At 43.5% G+C, this 15,896-nt stretch carries 15 protein-coding genes, 4 tRNA genes and 1 other annotated feature (1 of these 20 running past the window's edge); of the genes, 15 read left to right on the top strand and 4 right to left on the bottom strand.

Annotated features, from left to right (window positions below):
- Nucleotides 1-32: 32 nt before the first annotated feature.
- Nucleotides 33-1,238, bottom strand: coding sequence for a cytochrome P450 (locus ACSSTM_RS12040; RefSeq protein ID WP_034660621.1), 1,206 nt, complete (start codon nt 1,236-1,238; stop codon nt 33-35).
- Between the two features lie 136 nt (nt 1,239-1,374).
- On the opposite strand from ACSSTM_RS12040, the gene ACSSTM_RS12045 reads away from it, so the two are divergent.
- The 4 genes from ACSSTM_RS12045 (at nt 1,375) to ACSSTM_RS12060 (ending at nt 4,951) form a co-directional block, all read left to right on the top strand.
- A complete protein-coding gene (locus ACSSTM_RS12045) occupies nt 1,375-1,956 on the top strand; it encodes a TetR/AcrR family transcriptional regulator (RefSeq protein WP_034660619.1) in 582 nt (193 codons plus the stop codon).
- Nucleotides 1,957-2,172: 216 nt separating this feature from the next.
- Nucleotides 2,173-3,462 carry an adenylosuccinate synthase gene (locus ACSSTM_RS12050; protein ID WP_034660617.1) on the top strand — a complete coding sequence of 430 codons (1,290 nt, stop codon included), beginning with the start codon at nt 2,173-2,175 and terminating at the stop codon, nt 3,460-3,462.
- Nucleotides 3,463-3,598: 136 nt separating this feature from the next.
- Complete coding sequence (locus tag ACSSTM_RS12055) at nt 3,599-4,732, top strand: DUF418 domain-containing protein (RefSeq protein ID WP_342689872.1); 1,134 nt, start codon at nt 3,599-3,601, stop codon at nt 4,730-4,732.
- Between the two features lie 15 nt (nt 4,733-4,747).
- Complete coding sequence (locus ACSSTM_RS12060; RefSeq protein ID WP_095286156.1) at nt 4,748-4,951, top strand: hypothetical protein; 204 nt, start codon at nt 4,748-4,750, stop codon at nt 4,949-4,951.
- A gap of 36 nt (nt 4,952-4,987) precedes the next feature.
- Here ACSSTM_RS12060 and ACSSTM_RS12065 read toward each other — a convergent pair whose 3' ends face one another.
- Entirely contained in the window at nt 4,988-5,512 is a 525-nt protein-coding gene (locus ACSSTM_RS12065) for a peroxiredoxin family protein (protein ID WP_095286155.1), read from the bottom strand.
- A gap of 342 nt (nt 5,513-5,854) precedes the next feature.
- On the opposite strand from ACSSTM_RS12065, the gene ACSSTM_RS12070 reads away from it, so the two are divergent.
- The 11 genes from ACSSTM_RS12070 (at nt 5,855) to ACSSTM_RS12120 (ending at nt 13,990) form a co-directional block, all read left to right on the top strand.
- A tRNA-Lys gene (locus ACSSTM_RS12070) sits at nt 5,855-5,930 on the top strand.
- Nucleotides 5,931-5,936: 6 nt separating this feature from the next.
- Nucleotides 5,937-6,008: transfer RNA gene (locus tag ACSSTM_RS12075), tRNA-Glu, on the top strand.
- Nucleotides 6,009-6,089: 81 nt separating this feature from the next.
- Nucleotides 6,090-6,166 (top strand) — tRNA-Asp (locus ACSSTM_RS12080).
- 26 nt (nt 6,167-6,192) lie between these two features.
- A tRNA-Phe gene (locus ACSSTM_RS12085) sits at nt 6,193-6,265 on the top strand.
- A gap of 349 nt (nt 6,266-6,614) precedes the next feature.
- Nucleotides 6,615-7,322, top strand: coding sequence for a response regulator YycF (yycF, locus tag ACSSTM_RS12090; protein WP_034660610.1), 708 nt, complete (start codon nt 6,615-6,617; stop codon nt 7,320-7,322).
- A gap of 7 nt (nt 7,323-7,329) precedes the next feature.
- The gene (gene walK / locus ACSSTM_RS12095) at nt 7,330-9,168 is read left to right on the top strand and encodes a cell wall metabolism sensor histidine kinase WalK (protein ID WP_034660608.1); all 1,839 of its coding nucleotides are present in this window, start codon (nt 7,330-7,332) and stop codon (nt 9,166-9,168) included.
- Nucleotides 9,158-10,537: a two-component system activity regulator YycH gene (yycH, locus tag ACSSTM_RS12100; RefSeq protein WP_034660605.1), complete on the top strand. Its 1,380-nt coding sequence runs from the start codon at nt 9,158-9,160 to the stop codon at nt 10,535-10,537. The genes walK and yycH overlap by 11 nt, the downstream gene beginning before the upstream one ends.
- Nucleotides 10,524-11,387 carry a two-component system regulatory protein YycI gene (locus tag ACSSTM_RS12105; RefSeq protein WP_034660604.1) on the top strand — a complete coding sequence of 288 codons (864 nt, stop codon included), beginning with the start codon at nt 10,524-10,526 and terminating at the stop codon, nt 11,385-11,387. The genes yycH and ACSSTM_RS12105 overlap by 14 nt, the downstream gene beginning before the upstream one ends.
- A gap of 6 nt (nt 11,388-11,393) precedes the next feature.
- A complete protein-coding gene (locus ACSSTM_RS12110) occupies nt 11,394-12,188 on the top strand; it encodes an MBL fold metallo-hydrolase (protein ID WP_034660602.1) in 795 nt (264 codons plus the stop codon).
- 78 nt (nt 12,189-12,266) lie between these two features.
- A complete protein-coding gene (locus tag ACSSTM_RS12115; protein ID WP_411266061.1) occupies nt 12,267-13,457 on the top strand; it encodes a S1C family serine protease in 1,191 nt (396 codons plus the stop codon).
- A gap of 62 nt (nt 13,458-13,519) precedes the next feature.
- Nucleotides 13,520-13,990, top strand: coding sequence for a GNAT family N-acetyltransferase (locus ACSSTM_RS12120; RefSeq protein ID WP_223253272.1), 471 nt, complete (start codon nt 13,520-13,522; stop codon nt 13,988-13,990).
- Between the two features lie 39 nt (nt 13,991-14,029).
- Here the strand turns inward: ACSSTM_RS12120 and ACSSTM_RS12125 are convergent, their stop codons facing one another.
- The gene (locus ACSSTM_RS12125; RefSeq protein ID WP_060597676.1) at nt 14,030-14,911 is read right to left on the bottom strand and encodes an ABC transporter ATP-binding protein; all 882 of its coding nucleotides are present in this window, start codon (nt 14,909-14,911) and stop codon (nt 14,030-14,032) included.
- A complete protein-coding gene (locus ACSSTM_RS12130) occupies nt 14,912-15,601 on the bottom strand; it encodes an ABC transporter permease subunit (protein ID WP_420734998.1) in 690 nt (229 codons plus the stop codon). It abuts the gene before it with no gap.
- 192 nt (nt 15,602-15,793) lie between these two features.
- Nucleotides 15,794-15,896: a binding site (T-box leader), on the top strand (it continues 168 nt past the right edge of the window).

Genomic DNA, 15,896 nt, shown 5'->3' on the forward strand with positions numbered 1-15,896 from the left:
AGGAAGACTCCCATGCCCGGGAGTCTTTTCTGTTATGAACGCGGCGTGACACGCAGCTTCAGCTCTTTCAGCCCATACATGCCGCTGTTTGTCATCGGCATATAGGAGAGGAGCTCTAGTGACTCATATCGGTCCAATAAGGCCTTGATGGCAGTACATGCTTCCAAGCGGGCAAGTGGTGCGCCAAGACAGAAATGGATACCGTGCCCGAAACCAATATGAGGATTAGGGTGGCGGTGTATATCGAATTCATGTGCATTTGAAAATTGACGCTCATCCCGGTTGGCAGAAGCAAGAAACACAATCACATTGTCTCCCTTTTTCAGCACTTTTCCCCCAAGCTCTGTGTCTTCTGTGACATAGCGGACGATCGTAGGAGCGGGTGCACGGAAACGGACGGCCTCCTCCACAGCACGCGGGATGAGCTCAGGTGATTGAACGAGCGCTTCATACGCACCCGGCTGTTCTAACAAGCTGAAGATCATATTGGAGATCAGGTTGGTGGTTGTTTCGTTGCCAGCTAAAAGAAGAAGATTACAGAATGGAATTAATTCATCCGCTGACAGTTTGTCTCCATTCTCCTCCGCTTGAATGAGGAGGGAAATCAAATCATCACCGAGGTTGTGACGTTTCCTTTCAATGATGTCTGCAAAAAACGCCATCATATCAGCCTCTCCTTGGTCCCGAATTTTCTGCCATTCAGCGACATCCTCCTCATCTTCACTTTTAGGCATACTGACGAGAATATCAGACCATTCTTTAAAGGATTGTTTATGCTCTGACGGCACACCTAAAAGCTCTGCAATGACAATGACAGGAAGCGGATAAGAGATGGCTTGCACTAGGTCAATCTCGTTTTTTCCTTCTATTTGTGCCATGAGTTCCTCCATCAATTCTTGAATACGCGGCTCCCACAATTTCATGACTCGAGGTGTAAAGGCTTTGCTCACAATGGAGCGGATTCGAGTGTGTTTGGGAGGGTCCATCATCACCATTGTTTTCATCAGTGAATGCTTCCGCTGGTCTTTAGGAGGCTGACTAGAAAAGGTATCTTTATCGATTGTCACACGTTTTGCTTCCTCATAGGTGAATACACTCCATGTTCGGCTGGCTTCGTCAAAATGAACAGGTGATGTCTGACGCATGTTGGCATACCAATCAAATGGGTCATACGGATCTTGCTTGTTTTTTCCTCTTAATAACGCTTTTTGCACGGCAGTTGGTGTTGTTGTTTCCATGATCATCACTCCTTATAGGTTGTCAGATGCTTCCTTTTTTTCATTGTGTTAGATTAAAGTTAATTCATCAGCCTTGAGGATTCAACCAACAGAAAAGCGGAATCTGTTGAAGTTCATAGGAAGGGGAGAATGGCTTGTGGCGGACTGCTACAGAGGGGATAAGCGTGCAACGGAATCGAAGCAGCAATTAAGAAAAGCGTTATTTCAGTTATTAAGAGAAAAAGAGTGGGAGAAGATTTCTGTACAGGATTTGACGAAAGTGGCGGGCATCCACCGCACCACCTTTTATCAGCATTATGAGGATAAATTTGATCTTGCCCAGCAGGTGATGGATGAGATGTTTGATGTGATGAAATGTGCCATTTTTGCTCCTGTACAAGAAGATGATGTGAAAAAAGAGCATGCGGCATATGTGTATATTTTTCGATTTTATCAGCATTTGCAGGAACATGAAGAGGAGTATCAAATTCTTTTGAAACGAGGACGAGAGCTCAATATTCATGAAACGGTTCGTGCTTTTTTTGAAGAAAGCTTTTCTATGGGGTTAGAGGAAATCGCAGGCTCAAAGCCTCATCCACATCTCGTTCCAATCGACATGCAGCAGCAATTCGTCATTTCTGCTTATGTTGGAACAGCAGAATGGTGGTTGAGGACAGGGAGACCGTACTCACCTGATTTTATGGCAAGCTCGATGATTCATTTAATTGAAAATCAATAGAAATTAGGAACCATCAAAATAGTTGTTTTTACTCAAAATCTCCCTTTTTAAGCGCTGAATAAGTGATTAAAGCGCTTTTTCTCATAATTAAAACGAACAAAATTTGATTTCGAGATATTAATGTTCGGATTTCACGTTGACTTTTTCGTTTTGCATTGATAAAATAAATGTGTTTGAAAGAGATAACGTTTTGAAAGGTTAACGGAGGTGCACGATATGTCTTCAGTAGTCGTAGTAGGTACGCAGTGGGGTGACGAAGGGAAAGGGAAAATTACCGATTTCCTTTCAGAAAATGCAGAGGTGATTGCCCGTTATCAAGGGGGGAACAATGCAGGTCACACGATCAAATTTGATGGAGTGACTTACAAGCTACACCTCATTCCGTCCGGTATTTTTTATCAAGAGAAAACTTGTGTCATCGGTAATGGAATGGTGGTTGATCCTAAAGCGTTGGTCACTGAGCTTGCGTATCTTCACGAACGGAATGTGAGTACAGATAACCTCAGAATCAGCAATAGAGCCCATGTGATTCTGCCTTACCATTTAAAATTGGACGAGGTGGAAGAAGAGCGGAAAGGGGCTAACAAGATCGGTACGACGAAAAAAGGAATCGGACCAGCTTATATGGACAAAGCAGCTCGTATCGGTATCCGTGTCGCAGATCTATTAGATCGTGAAGTATTTGAAGAGAAGCTTGCACGTAATCTAGAAGAGAAAAATCGTCTTTTAGAGAAAATGTACGACACAGAAGGCTTCAAGATTGAAGATATTTTAGACGAGTATTATGAATATGGCCAGCAAGTGAAAAAATATGTCGTGGACACATCTGTTGTCTTGAATGACGCACTAGATGAAGGCCGCCGTGTGCTATTTGAAGGAGCACAAGGCGTTATGCTTGATATCGATCAAGGGACATATCCATTTGTCACGTCATCTAACCCAGTGGCTGGAGGAGTGACGATTGGTTCTGGTGTAGGACCAACGAAAATTCAACATGTGGTCGGCGTGTCAAAAGCGTACACAACACGTGTTGGAGATGGCCCATTCCCGACAGAACTCCATGATGAAATTGGCGATCAAATCCGTGAGGTTGGCCGTGAATACGGTACAACAACTGGACGTCCGCGCCGTGTTGGCTGGTTTGACAGTGTCGTTGTCCGTCATGCTCGCCGTGTGAGCGGGATTACAGATCTATCTCTTAACTCAATTGATGTACTGACAGGGATTGAAACATTGAAAATCTGTGTCGCTTATAAATTGAACGGAGAAATCACAGAAGAATTTCCAGCAAGTCTAAATGAACTAGCGAAATGTGAGCCTGTCTACGAGGAAATGCCAGGATGGACAGAGGATATTACAGGCGTGAAGAATTTAAGCGAACTGCCTGAAAATGCCCGTCATTATTTAGAGCGCATTTCACAATTAACAGGTATTCCACTTTCCATTTTCTCAGTCGGACCAGATCGTTCCCAAACGAACGTTGTCCGCAGCGTGTACCGTCCATAATAATAGACTGATCAGACACCAGTAAAATTGCACATTTTACTGGTGTCTTTTTGTTTAAATATTTCTTAATTTCAGTAGAACAGGCTTCCGATCATTACCAAAATATGATAACTGTATAGGGGGAAGGAGCGTTCTAGTGAAAGAAAGAATAAGATTATTAGATATTTTACGAGGTTTTGCCATATTAGGCACATTGGGAACGAACGTCTGGTTTTTTGCGTATGCAGGGGATACCTTTGCGACAGATCAGATTGCAGATGAATATGAACATGGCAGTTTTCTAGAAAGCCTTGTTTCCATGTTCGTCTATGGGAAAATGCTCTCACTGCTCACAATCATGTTCGGTGTAGGGCTAGAGCTGAAATATCAGCAGGCCAAAAGAAAAAACACGCCTTGGCCGGGTACATATTTATGGATTCTTTTATTTTTATTTATCGAAGGCTTTGTCCATTTTGCACTTGTGATGGAATATGATGTGCTCATGAGTTACGCTGTCACCGGTTTGCTTGTGGCATTTATTGTACGAGGAGGGAGCAAGCGCATCAAAAGAGGCATGATCTTCTCTGGAGTCATTCATCTACTTGTTCTGTCCTATCTGATGGTGTTCTCCCTCTCTGAAATGGAGACAGAATCGTATGATCAAAGCAGTGAACCGGCGCTGGAAGAGCAGCTGCCAGAGACATGGATCTCGCAGGTTCAAGAACGATTACAACACTTTTTCATGTACCGTGAAGAAGCGATCTTTATCATTCCAATGAACACATTTCTGTTTTTATTAGGTGTGCGGATGATGAGAGCCGGTGTTTTTTATGCAAATGAACGCGGGCAATCTCTACGGAAAATATTATTCCGAGTCGGTCTGTGGGTGGGGCTGCCGCTGAATGCACTTGTCTTCGTTCCGAACGAACTAGTGGAATTCGTTGTGCGCTATGCGTTTTCGCCATTCCTCTCTCTTTTCTATATCGCTGTCATTGCGAAGCTCCTGGTTCACACGGAATCATGGTTCATGTGGAATTGGTTTGAATATGTAGGGAAAATGGCACTCAGCTGTTACATCCTGCAAAATATCGTCTGCTCGGTTCTTTTTTATAGCTGGGGATTGGGTCTTGGCGGACAAATCAACGCCCCTCTTATCGTATTGGCATGGCTGCTCATTTCTCTTCTGCAAATCGCCGTATCAGCATTTTGTCTAAAGGTTTGGAGAATGGGTCCAATGGAATATATTCGTTCGCGGGCACTTCGCCGAGTGACGATGAAGAAGGCAGCATAAAGGGGAATAGCTACAATGTTTTTTAAAAAAATGACGAAAAGAGAACAAGCGAATTCACATAAAGCAGCTGTACCAGCGTTTGTCTTTTATCTTCTCGCATTAGGAGGGCATGCGCTGTACTCGTATGTCGAATGTGACAGACCACCCGTCACTTTTGTCATTCTCATGGCGGGACTTCTTGTGTTTTTCGCCGCAGACTGGCTGTTTAACAAAAGATAATCATAAAAAAAGAGCCCTCATTACGAGGGTTCTTTCTTATTTCACGCTTTTATATTGGCCTTTTAAGTTTTTGCGGATGTACTGAATGATTTTGCGCAGTTCGTTGGCATGCGGTCTGCCAAACGGACTTGTTTGTCTTTGCTGATAGAGGACTTGGCCCTTTTCGTTTAGTAAGAAATAGGCAGGTTCCCCGTGCACTCCGTGATCTTCATAAGGAGCATCTTCTCCGTGATAGTGGACTTCATATGCTTTTAATGAAGTGAGGTCCTTGTCAGACATGATTGGGAAGGACAGCCCTTCTTTATCCGCAAATTCCTTCAAGTCATCAGAATTATCTGTTGAAATCGCCATTAAGTGGATATCCTTGTCTTGAAAGTATGATTGCTGCTGTTCGAGCTCTTTCAATTCTTCTACACATACTGGGCACCATGAGCCTCTAAAGAAGACGATGAGGTGCCAGCTTTGATGCTCCTCTAAATGTTTGTGAAAATCAATATGTTCACCCTGTACTGTTGGAAGTGAAAAGTTGGGCATTTTATCTCCTAATTTAAATGAACTCATACTGCTTCCTCCTTTTTCAATCACAATGTCACTTGTTTCATGTATAACCATTTTTGAGCGGTCTAAAACGTTTCTATGTGCTTGAATAGGCAGTGGTCATGAAAAGGTGAATCAGAAATGAAGGCGATTGCAAATAGAAGGGCTTTGGCAGGAGATTTCAAATCCGACACTTTTTTTAAAAAAATGTCGAAAAACGTATTGCCATATGTAATTACTCTATGATATTATAAATCTCGTTGTTGCAAAGGTCTCTGAAACTTGTTAGGATGCGATGTTCCAGCTTTTTTAAAGCGATTGGTTTGACGCAATACGGCTTCTTCAGATTCACTTTTCACAAACCGAGAGCCATTAGCTCAGTTGGTAGAGCATCTGACTTTTAATCAGAGGGTCGAAGGTTCGAGTCCTTCATGGCTCACCATGTATTGGCCCGTTGGTCAAGCGGTTAAGACACCGCCCTTTCACGGCGGTAACACGGGTTCGAATCCCGTACGGGTCATTGATTTACTTTAGCGTTAAGCTAATTTTTCCTCACTTGCTTGAAGGAGCACCACGATTGCTTTTTCGGGCAAGTTACTGAGGTCCGGTAGTTCAGTTGGTTAGAATGCCTGCCTGTCACGCAGGAGGTCGCGGGTTCGAGTCCCGTCCGGACCGCCATTTATACATATTCATCTTTTGATGATGGCTCGGTAGCTCAGTTGGTAGAGCAACGGACTGAAAATCCGTGTGTCGGCGGTTCGATTCCGTCCCGAGCCACTTCCAAACGCATCTGCAATCGCAGGTGCGTTTTTATTTTATGAAAAGAAGGCATAAAAAGGGAGAAGCCGGACCTAGGTAGGGCCCGGCTCCATAAGAAGAAGACGTTACATCTATATAGACGATTGGTGACTGGAAAAGTTTCAATAAAAAAGGAAAAAAGCCATCAATTTTTTTGAGAGGTGACTTCCTATTCAACGTTTACTAGAAAAGAAAGCCGTTATTATTTTTATCTTTGCCACGTAAAACGTTATAATAGACAGTGAGCCTTTTTTGCTCAAACGAAAAGGCCTGATGAGAGATGCAAAATGGAATGACATAGATGCTAAAAATGCAGGAGGAAATCACAATGGAAAAAAAGATTCTTGTCGTAGATGATGAAAAACCGATTGCTGATATATTGGAGTTTAACTTAAGAAAAGAGGGCTATGAGGTTCATTGTGCATATGACGGAAATGAAGCCCTTGAAATGGTAGAAGAAATCAAACCGGACATCATTCTGCTCGACATTATGCTGCCGAACAAAGATGGCGTTGAGGTATGCCGTGAAGTGAGAAAAAAATATGACATGCCGATTATCATGCTGACAGCAAAAGACTCTGAAATTGATAAAGTCATCGGTCTTGAGCTTGGCGCAGATGATTATGTGACGAAGCCATTTAGCACGCGCGAGCTGCTTGCCCGTGTGAAAGCGAATTTGAGAAGACAAATTGCTGCGCCGCAGACAGAGGAAGAATCTGAATCAAATGATATTGAGATTGGATCACTTGTCATTTATCCAGATGCATATGTGGTGTCTAAGCGTGAGGAAACAATTGAATTGACGCACCGTGAGTTCGAATTGCTTCATTACTTAGCGAAACATATCGGACAAGTTATGACACGTGAGCACTTGCTGCAAACCGTATGGGGCTACGATTATTTCGGGGATGTGCGTACAGTGGACGTCACAGTCCGCCGTCTTCGTGAGAAAATTGAAGACAATCCTAGCCACCCGAGCTGGATCGTGACACGACGAGGCGTTGGCTACTATTTAAGAAACCCAGAGCAGGACTAAGATTCTTATGAGTAAAGTAGGTTTTTTTCGCTCGATTCACTTCAAATTGACCTTAATTTACGTGCTGCTGATCATTGTCGCCATGCAGATCATTGGCGTGTACTTTGTGAAGCAGCTAGAGCAGTCCTTAATTAATTCCTATGATAATTCCTTGAATCAGCGAATCTACTCGTTATCGTATTACCTAGAACAAGATTCATCGAAAAGCAAGGCAGAATTAAAAGAGGATGCTCAAAAGATATTAAACGACTTTAACAACAAAGATGAGTCTAATGAAATTTCTGAAGTCAGCTATATTGACGAAAGCAGAGAGGTCATTGCCTCTGTGAATAATGGCAGTCAGGAGATTGCCGGGAAGAAAATCACTGATCAAATCATTAGCCGTATTTTTGCGGTCGGCAAAGACTATGAGAAAAAATTCTATGACCCTGAATCAAACAAACGGGTCCGTATTTCTGCGACAGCCGTGAAAAATGAAAACCAAGAAACCGTCGGTGTGATTTATGTTGTGTCTTCGATGGAGAGCGTTTTTAACCAAATGCGAACCATTAACACCATTTTGGCGACTGGCACACTGATCGCACTTGGGACGACCGCACTGCTTGGTATCTTCATCTTTAGAACAATCACTCATCCTATTTCGGATATGAGAAAGCAAGCGATCGAGCTTGCCAAAGGGAATTTTTCCAGGAAAGTCCGAAAGTATGGACATGACGAGATTGGCCAGCTTGCGACAACCTTTAACCATCTGACGAGAGAACTGGAGGAAGCGCAGCTGATGACGGAGGGTGAGCGGAAAAAGCTTTCTTCTGTCATTGCCTATATGACGGATGGCGTCATCGCCACGAATCAAAACGGTGCGATTATTCTATTAAACAGCCCCGCATTAGAGCTGTTAAATGTTTCACGTGAAACAGCTCTAGAGATGCCGATTACGTCCTTACTGGGCCTCGAGGACACGCATACATTTGAAGATTTAGTCGAAAATCAAGATTCCATGCTGATAGAAATTGAACGCGAAGATCAGCTGTCTGTTTTGCGTGTGAATTTCTCAGTCATTCAGAAAGAGCATGGGAAGATTGATGGTTTAATTGCGGTCATTTATGACGTCACAGAGCAGGAGAAAATTGATGCAGAACGCCGTGAATTCGTCGCAAACGTATCACATGAGCTGCGCACACCGCTGACGACGATGCGAAGCTATCTTGAGGCACTGGCTGAAGGGGCAATTGGTGATAAAGAGCTTGCGCCAAGGTTCCTCAGTGTCACGCAAAATGAAACAGAGCGCATGATCCGGCTTGTTAATGACCTGCTGCAGCTGTCTAAGTTCGACAGCAAGGATTATCAATTCAACCGTGAGTGGACGAATTTTATCAGGTTTATCTCATTGGTCATTGATCGTTTTGAAATGACGAAAGAGCAGCATGTCGAGTTTATCCGCAATCTGCCGCAGCGTGAAATATACGTGGAAATTGATCAAGATAAAATCACACAGGTGCTCGATAATATCATTTCAAATGCCATGAAATACTCCCCAGAGGGTGGACATATCACGTTTACCGTTGATCTGGATGAGGAGAATGGCCTTGTGTTATTCAGCGTCAAAGATGAAGGGATCGGTATTCCGAAGAAGGATATGGATAAAATCTTTGAACGTTTTTATCGAGTGGATAAGGCGAGAACAAGAAAGCTTGGCGGAACCGGCCTAGGCCTTGCGATTGCAAAAGAAATGGTTCAGGCTCATGGCGGAGATATTTGGGCTGACAGCATTGAAGGAAAAGGAACAACGGTGACCTTTACCCTTCCGTACAATGAAGAACAAGAGGATGATTGGGATGAAGCGTGAGACCTTTAAAACCATAATATTGACAATCCTAATTGCGATCAGTCTTGTGTTTACGTGGAATATTTGGATGTTCCAGCCCGTCATGCAGGACCAGGCAGATGCCGGCACAAAGGTCGTGGAAACGAAGAAGATTTCAAGCGACGAGCCTAGAAGTCTCATTGATGTCGTGAAGCCGCGCGAGATGTTCATCCATTCAAATGGGGAGCATTTTAAAGTCGATCAAAAGGAACTCTTTCAAAACTTCTGGAATGATGTGAGCCTTTGGGATGTCAAAGAGATTTCGGATGTGTCGGATCAATATTCTGAGCAGAGATTTAAGAATTTCTTCTATGGAAGCGGAGGACAGGGGAAGACATTGGATCTTGTATTCAATGACTCGATTCCGATTGATATTTTCCAAGCGCTGTTTAAATGGCCGAATAAGTCCATTGAATACAACTCGTTTGATCGGATGATTGTGCCGTTCTCCCAGCAGGACAAGGCCAATAAGAAAGTCTATTTGGTTTCATACAGCAAGGAAACGGTGCTTGAGCTGACAATAGAATCCGCTAACTATCGGAATCTAATGGACAGTATCTCAGCCGCTCAAAACGAGATGCCGCGCTACGATCTCTATACATTCTCAGCTAATTCTAAACGAGATTTCCTCCTTCCGAGAAAGCAAAAGCAGCTTGAAGCGAAAATGTTCTTTATCGAAACGATTAAGACAAGCAAATTCAAGGACGCTCTGTTTACGGACCCGAGTCTTGTGGGCGAGGAGTCTAATTTAAATCGGACAGTGTACACAGATGGCACAAGCCGTCTTGAAGCCAATCAAAAAGACCACCGCATCCAATATCAGCACCGCAATATCAATTCCAGCACCGTTTTCCAAACGGGGGATTTGATCAAGCGAAGTGTGAAGTATTTCAATGATACGGGGAGCTTTACCGATGACTATCAATACTTTGGCATCAACAGCAACCAGCAGCTTTCCTTTAATATGTTTATGGATGGTCTGCCGATCGTCAACAGTACAAAGCATCCATTTGGGATGACCTCTCTTGAAGTACAGTGGGCGAATGATGACATCTTGAATTACAAGCGTCCAAACTATATTCTAGGCAACAAAGCGAGTCAGAGTGAACAGGTCAAGCTGATGAACGGGACAGAGCTGAAGGACTTAATCGTCAAGCAGACGAAATATGATGACCTGGAGAAAATTGAACAAATTTTCCCGGCCTATCAAGCTGCTTCAACCGCATCAGATCAAGATCAAGCGATGTTTGTCTGGCTGGAGCCAGTATGGTGCATGAAATATAACGGCAAAACCGTGATACTATCGCATGATTTGTTGACAGAGGGGAGCGAGAATAATGGAGTGGAATAAGACCAAAACGATCTTTATCCTAGCCTTTCTCGTTCTCGATATCTTTCTAGGTTTTCAATACTTTGAAAAACGATCAACCGATCATTTTGCGATTATCGAAAAAACGGATACGCTGGAAGAAATGAAGGCAGATGGGATCAAATATGGCAATCTATCAGATGAAGCGAAGATTGGATACCGCATTACAGCTGAAAAGAAGCAATATACGAAAAAGGATGTCGACGGATTAGCTGATCAAAAGACGAAAAGCACATTCCCGAAAACGGACAAAGATGATCCTGTCACACTGCTTGAGATGACCTTCAATAAACCCGTTGCATTGCCAAAAAAGGATATAAAAACAGCGGCGGCAAACCTCGTAAACCAGCGTTTGCTGGATGGGAAGAATTATAAGCTGTGGAGTATTGATGAAGAGACAGGGAAGATCGTCTTTTTCCAAACGTATAAAGGGAAATACATCTTCCAAGAAGGCCTTGATGACACCGAAACCATCGGGAAAATCACCTTAGATGTAAACGATCAAAACGAGGTCGTGTCGTATCAGCAGTCGATGGTGACGTCGATTAATGAAGTGAGAAAAGAAACCCTTGTCCCAGCGCTTGAAACCGTGAAGGACTTATATACACAAAACATGCTGAGCCAAAACACGACCGTGAAAAAGGTAGAGCTTGGCTACTATACGCAATACCCGGGTGCAAGCACGCAGGTCATGGTGCCTGTATGGCGAGTCGAGCTTGAAGGCGTATCAGTTAGTTCAAAGAAAAAGACAGAAGAAGAATATTTGATCAATGCCATTGATGGCTCAACACTTGATCATATAGAGAAAGATGACAAATCTTCAATGGAGTGAGAGAACATGAGCTTGCAGTTCAGTGTACTAGCGAGCGGAAGTACGGGGAACGCTTTTTATTTAGAAACAGACGAGCATGCCTTTTTAGTGGATGCTGGGTTAAGCGGCAAACAAATGGTCGAGCTGCTTGGTCAAATCGACCGCAAGCCTGAAGATTTGGATGGCATTTTTGTGACACACGAGCACTCAGATCATATTAAAGGGCTCGGTGTCATGGCGAGAAAGTACAAGCTCCCCGTCTATGCAAATGCGAAAACATGGAAGGCGATGGAGTCTCATATCGGGAAGATTGACACAGAGCAAAAATTCCACTTTGATATGGAAACCGTCCAATCCTTTGGCGGTCTCGATGTTGAGTCCTTTGGCGTCTCACATGATGCGGCTGAGCCCATGTTTTACGTGTTCCATTATGGCGGGCGCAAACTTGCCCTAATGACGGATACAGGCTATGTGAGTGACCGTATGAAAGGCATCATTCAGTCAGCCAATACATTTGTATTTGAGAGCAATCATGATGTCGGTATGCTGCAAATGGGCCGATACCCGTGGAGCATTAAGCGCAGAATTTTGAGCGATGTCGGACATGTTTCAAATGAAGATGCCGCTCTTGCGATGACAGATGTCATTGGAGATGCCACCTCACGCATTTACTTGGCTCACTTGAGTCAAGACAACAACATGAAGGATTTAGCCCGTATGGCGGTCCAGCAGACACTTGAGATGAAAGGCTTTGTTGTCGGGGATGGCTTTGATTTATATGATACGGACCCGAAAAAAGCAACCCCGCTTTGCGCCGTATGATTTTTACAATCGTATGATTAAGATAAGAGCTTCTTACCAACACTATATACATCATCTATTCACTGAAAGGAAGGAAACATAGTGGATTATCGCGATGTAGAGTGGAAGCCGAGACGAAGCAGAAAAGGATATTTCCTATCTGGTCTGATCGGTGTATTGGTAGGAGCTTTTTTAATGGGATTCTTTTTCCCCTATGTGTCAGGACAGAGCGGCAGTCCCTTTGGGTGGCAGCAGAACGGAGATGAGCAATCAGCACAGGGCCCTTTAAAGACCGTCAATGTGAACGTCAATGATGCGGTCACGAAAGTCGTATCTAATATGTCGGATACGGTTGTCGGCGTCATTAATATCCAAAAGTCGAGCTTTTGGGAAGAAGGCGGGGAGGCAGGCAGCGGGTCAGGTGTGATTTATAAGAAAAAGGGTGATACCTTTTATATCGTGACCAACCACCATGTCATCAAAGGAGCCAACCAGCTTGAAGTGAGCCTTCAGGATGGGACAAGAATTGGTGCCAATCTTGTTGGAAGCGATCAGCTGATGGATTTAGCGGTTCTCACCGTCAAAAGTGATAAGATCAAGAAGACCGCCGCCTTTGGCAATTCAGATCATGTGAAGCCAGGTGAGCCAGTCATCGCCATTGGAAATCCGTTAGGGCTTGAATTCGCGGGCTCTGTCACACAAGGTGTCATTTCGGGAACGGAACGTGCGATTCCTGTAGACTCGAATGGGGACGGACAGGCGGATTGGAATGCGGAGGTACTGCAAACAGATGCCGCCATCAATCCAGGCAACAGCGGTGGTGCCTTGATCAATATGGACGGAAAAGTGATCGGCATCAACTCAATGAAGATTGCTGAATCAGAGGTAGAAGGCATCGGGCTGTCTATCCCGGCGAATCTAGTCATCCCTGTCATAGAAGATTTAGAGCGCTACGGAGAGGTGAAGCGTCCGTATCTAGGCGTTGGCATGAAATCATTAGCAGATATTGCGAGCTATCACTGGCAGGAAACGTTGAAGCTGCCATCTAAAGTCACATCAGGGGTTGTCGTGATGAGTGTCGAGTCTTTGTCTCCAGCGGGAAAAGCGGGACTAAAAGAGTTGGATGTCGTCACCTCCTTTGATGGCAAGAGTGTACAGAATATCGTAGATCTTCGTAAGTATTTATATCAAAAGAAAGTCGGCGACAAGGTAAAGATGGAGTTTTACCGAAGCGGAAAGAAAAAATCAGTAGAGATCAAACTTTCTCAAACCGACCGATTCGGCGGATGACCAGTTCCTTGATGGGACTGGTTTTTTTTGCATGCTCATCATATGATGGAGGAAAGGGGGCGATGCGATTGGTTACACTACAACCAATGTCACAAACGGATTACGATGTATTGATGGAGAAGGCCATTCAGCGGTACGCAGAAGAAAAGGTACTCGCAGGGACATGGGAAAAGGAAGAATCACTTGCGAACGCAGAAGAGCAATTTGATCGTCTGCTTCCAGAAGGTCTGCAGACAGAGCATCATGAACTATGGAATTTCTTAAATGGGGAAGAAGCGATTGGCTGGGTTTGGCTTTGTTATGACCCGAATCACCCTCAGCAGGAAGGATTCATTTATAACTTTATTTTATTCGAAGCTTATCGAGGAAAAGGCTTTGCAAAGCAGGCTATTGCTGCATTAGAGGGGCAGGCAAAGTCATTAGGAGTGCAGAAACTCTCGCTGCATGTTTTTGCTCACAATCAAATCGCCCGTTCACTGTACGAGAAGACCGGATTTGCAGAAACCGGAATCTATATGAGTAAACCTTTATAAAAAAGAAGAAGTACCGTGCGGATCGCGTACGGTACTTTTTTATGAGGTGCTCATGGCATCCTGAGCCGTGACTCTGTATAAATCGACTTTGCATTTCACGAAAGCGCGGATGATCGATGGGACTTGGGCTTCTGAACGAATCAACAATGAGGTCTCGTCATCACTGATCACAAGATCTGTTCCGACAGTTTGTAAGTACTGCGTGAGAACAGGTTTCACCTCATCATCAATCCACGCATGCTTGAAGGTTGCACGTATGTTTGAGGATGTGATGGTTTTTTCTTGAGGATGAGTATGGGGGGACACTAATTTTCCTTCAGAAATGAATGCCGTTTTGGTACAAATACTATTTGTGAACCTTGGGCGGTCAGCCGTTAAAAAGACGGTTTTCCCTTCATGTTTTAACGTTTCAATGACCTGCTGGATGTGTAAGATCGAATCAGCATCAATATCGGCAAAAGGCTCGTCTAGTAAAATAAATTCGGGCCGATGGGCGATGGCCTGCGCCATTCCGAGCCGCTTCTTCATACCAGGTGTGAAGGTACCGACTTTTTCCTGATGATAGTGATCTAAACCGACAAATTCGAGCAGTTCTTCATAATCACTCGTTTTCTGGCGTGTCCCGGTGATTTTGGATAAGTAGGCAATATGTTCAAGTGCCGTGAGCCCTTCATATAAATCCGTATATTCAGGCAGAACACCGATATGCTGCCTCACCTTTTTTAATGAAGGCATATCCATCATCGTAAACGTACCAGAGGTTGGCCGGGAAATTCCCGTAATGATATTGAAAAACGTCGTCTTACCAGAACCCTTAGGTCCAATGAGTCCGAAGATATCGCCTTGATTGACATCAAGGGTAATGTGATCTATCGCGACTTTTGTCCGATATTTTTTTGTGAGCTCTTTTGTATGCAGCATTTAGACATCCCTCCTTTGAAATAGGAGTGCTGTTCCAATGAGTAAGATAACGGTCAATGCTGTATTCATGAGTACATAGGTCAGCGGTTCACTCAAGCGCGCATAATAATAAGGTGTCATATATTGGAACCAATGAATCAATCGTTCTGAAGAAAGAACAGATATCATACTGACGATCGGGAAAAGAAAGGAAAACAACATCCCAACAAACATTGATTTCTGCGGTGTTGGAAAGAGCATGGACAAAAATAAAGTACATGAGATACCGACACTGATAAAGGTTAAGATTTTTAACGCATCAGAGAACAGAAAACGATGTGAAATTACCATATTCAGTACGTATGTCGTCATAATGCAGCTAAGCCAAAACAGCATCAGCCCAAGATATTTTCCGATAATAATGTTCAAACGGGTTGTTTTACTGACGAGAAAACGAATGGTTTTTAAATGAATTTCGCGGCTCAAAATATCATGAGACAATAAAAAAATAAGGAAGAAACCAAATAACGACATCACCAGTTCATTCCCAATAGAATAAGGATCCTTTGCCTGCTCCCATTTGTCCTGATGAGCAGCAATAAACGGAAGAGTTGAAACAAAAGTAGATAAAATGAAAATAATAACAATTGTTAAAATCGATTTTGTGCTTTTGAAGAGCTGCTTAAACTCATTCATACAGATGGTCCACACACGCTGTACCTCCCTTCATCTTTATTATACAGCTAGAAAGGAAAGACACCATATCTCGCTCTTTAACATTTGTTTAAATTTTATAAAAAGAAGACTCTTCCAGCATCAGTTGACCCACTTTTGAAAATGTTCAGAAAAATATCTTGATTTATCAAAAAACATCATGTATGATAGCTTTAATTCAAGATAGTTAAACAGGCAATGACGAGAGAAAGTACAATCATCAATTTTTCCACAGAGAGCTTCGGCAGCTGAAAAGAAGCAAAAATAATGATTCGAAAAATGGTCTCTGAGC

The sequence above is a fragment of the Bacillus sp. RK1064 genome (assembly GCF_051488405.1).
GTDB lineage: Bacteria > Bacillota > Bacilli > Bacillales > Bacillaceae > Bacillus.

What these genes read in the sequence shown, in the direction of transcription:
- ACSSTM_RS12040 (WP_034660621.1), bottom strand. Translation starts at nt 1,238, where the DNA reads ATGGAAACAACAACACCAACTGCCGTGCAAAAAGCGTTATTAAGAGGA.
- ACSSTM_RS12050 (WP_034660617.1), top strand. Translation starts at nt 2,173, where the DNA reads ATGTCTTCAGTAGTCGTAGTAGGTACGCAGTGGGGTGACGAAGGGAAA.
- ACSSTM_RS12060 (WP_095286156.1), top strand. Translation starts at nt 4,748, where the DNA reads ATGTTTTTTAAAAAAATGACGAAAAGAGAACAAGCGAATTCACATAAA.
- ACSSTM_RS12065 (WP_095286155.1), bottom strand. Translation starts at nt 5,512, where the DNA reads ATGAGTTCATTTAAATTAGGAGATAAAATGCCCAACTTTTCACTTCCA.
- yycF (WP_034660610.1), top strand. Translation starts at nt 6,615, where the DNA reads ATGGAAAAAAAGATTCTTGTCGTAGATGATGAAAAACCGATTGCTGAT.
- walK (WP_034660608.1), top strand. Translation starts at nt 7,330, where the DNA reads ATGAGTAAAGTAGGTTTTTTTCGCTCGATTCACTTCAAATTGACCTTA.
- yycH (WP_034660605.1), top strand. Translation starts at nt 9,158, where the DNA reads ATGAAGCGTGAGACCTTTAAAACCATAATATTGACAATCCTAATTGCG.
- ACSSTM_RS12105 (WP_034660604.1), top strand. Translation starts at nt 10,524, where the DNA reads ATGGAGTGGAATAAGACCAAAACGATCTTTATCCTAGCCTTTCTCGTT.
- ACSSTM_RS12110 (WP_034660602.1), top strand. Translation starts at nt 11,394, where the DNA reads ATGAGCTTGCAGTTCAGTGTACTAGCGAGCGGAAGTACGGGGAACGCT.
- ACSSTM_RS12120 (WP_223253272.1), top strand. Translation starts at nt 13,520, where the DNA reads ATGCGATTGGTTACACTACAACCAATGTCACAAACGGATTACGATGTA.
- ACSSTM_RS12125 (WP_060597676.1), bottom strand. Translation starts at nt 14,911, where the DNA reads ATGCTGCATACAAAAGAGCTCACAAAAAAATATCGGACAAAAGTCGCG.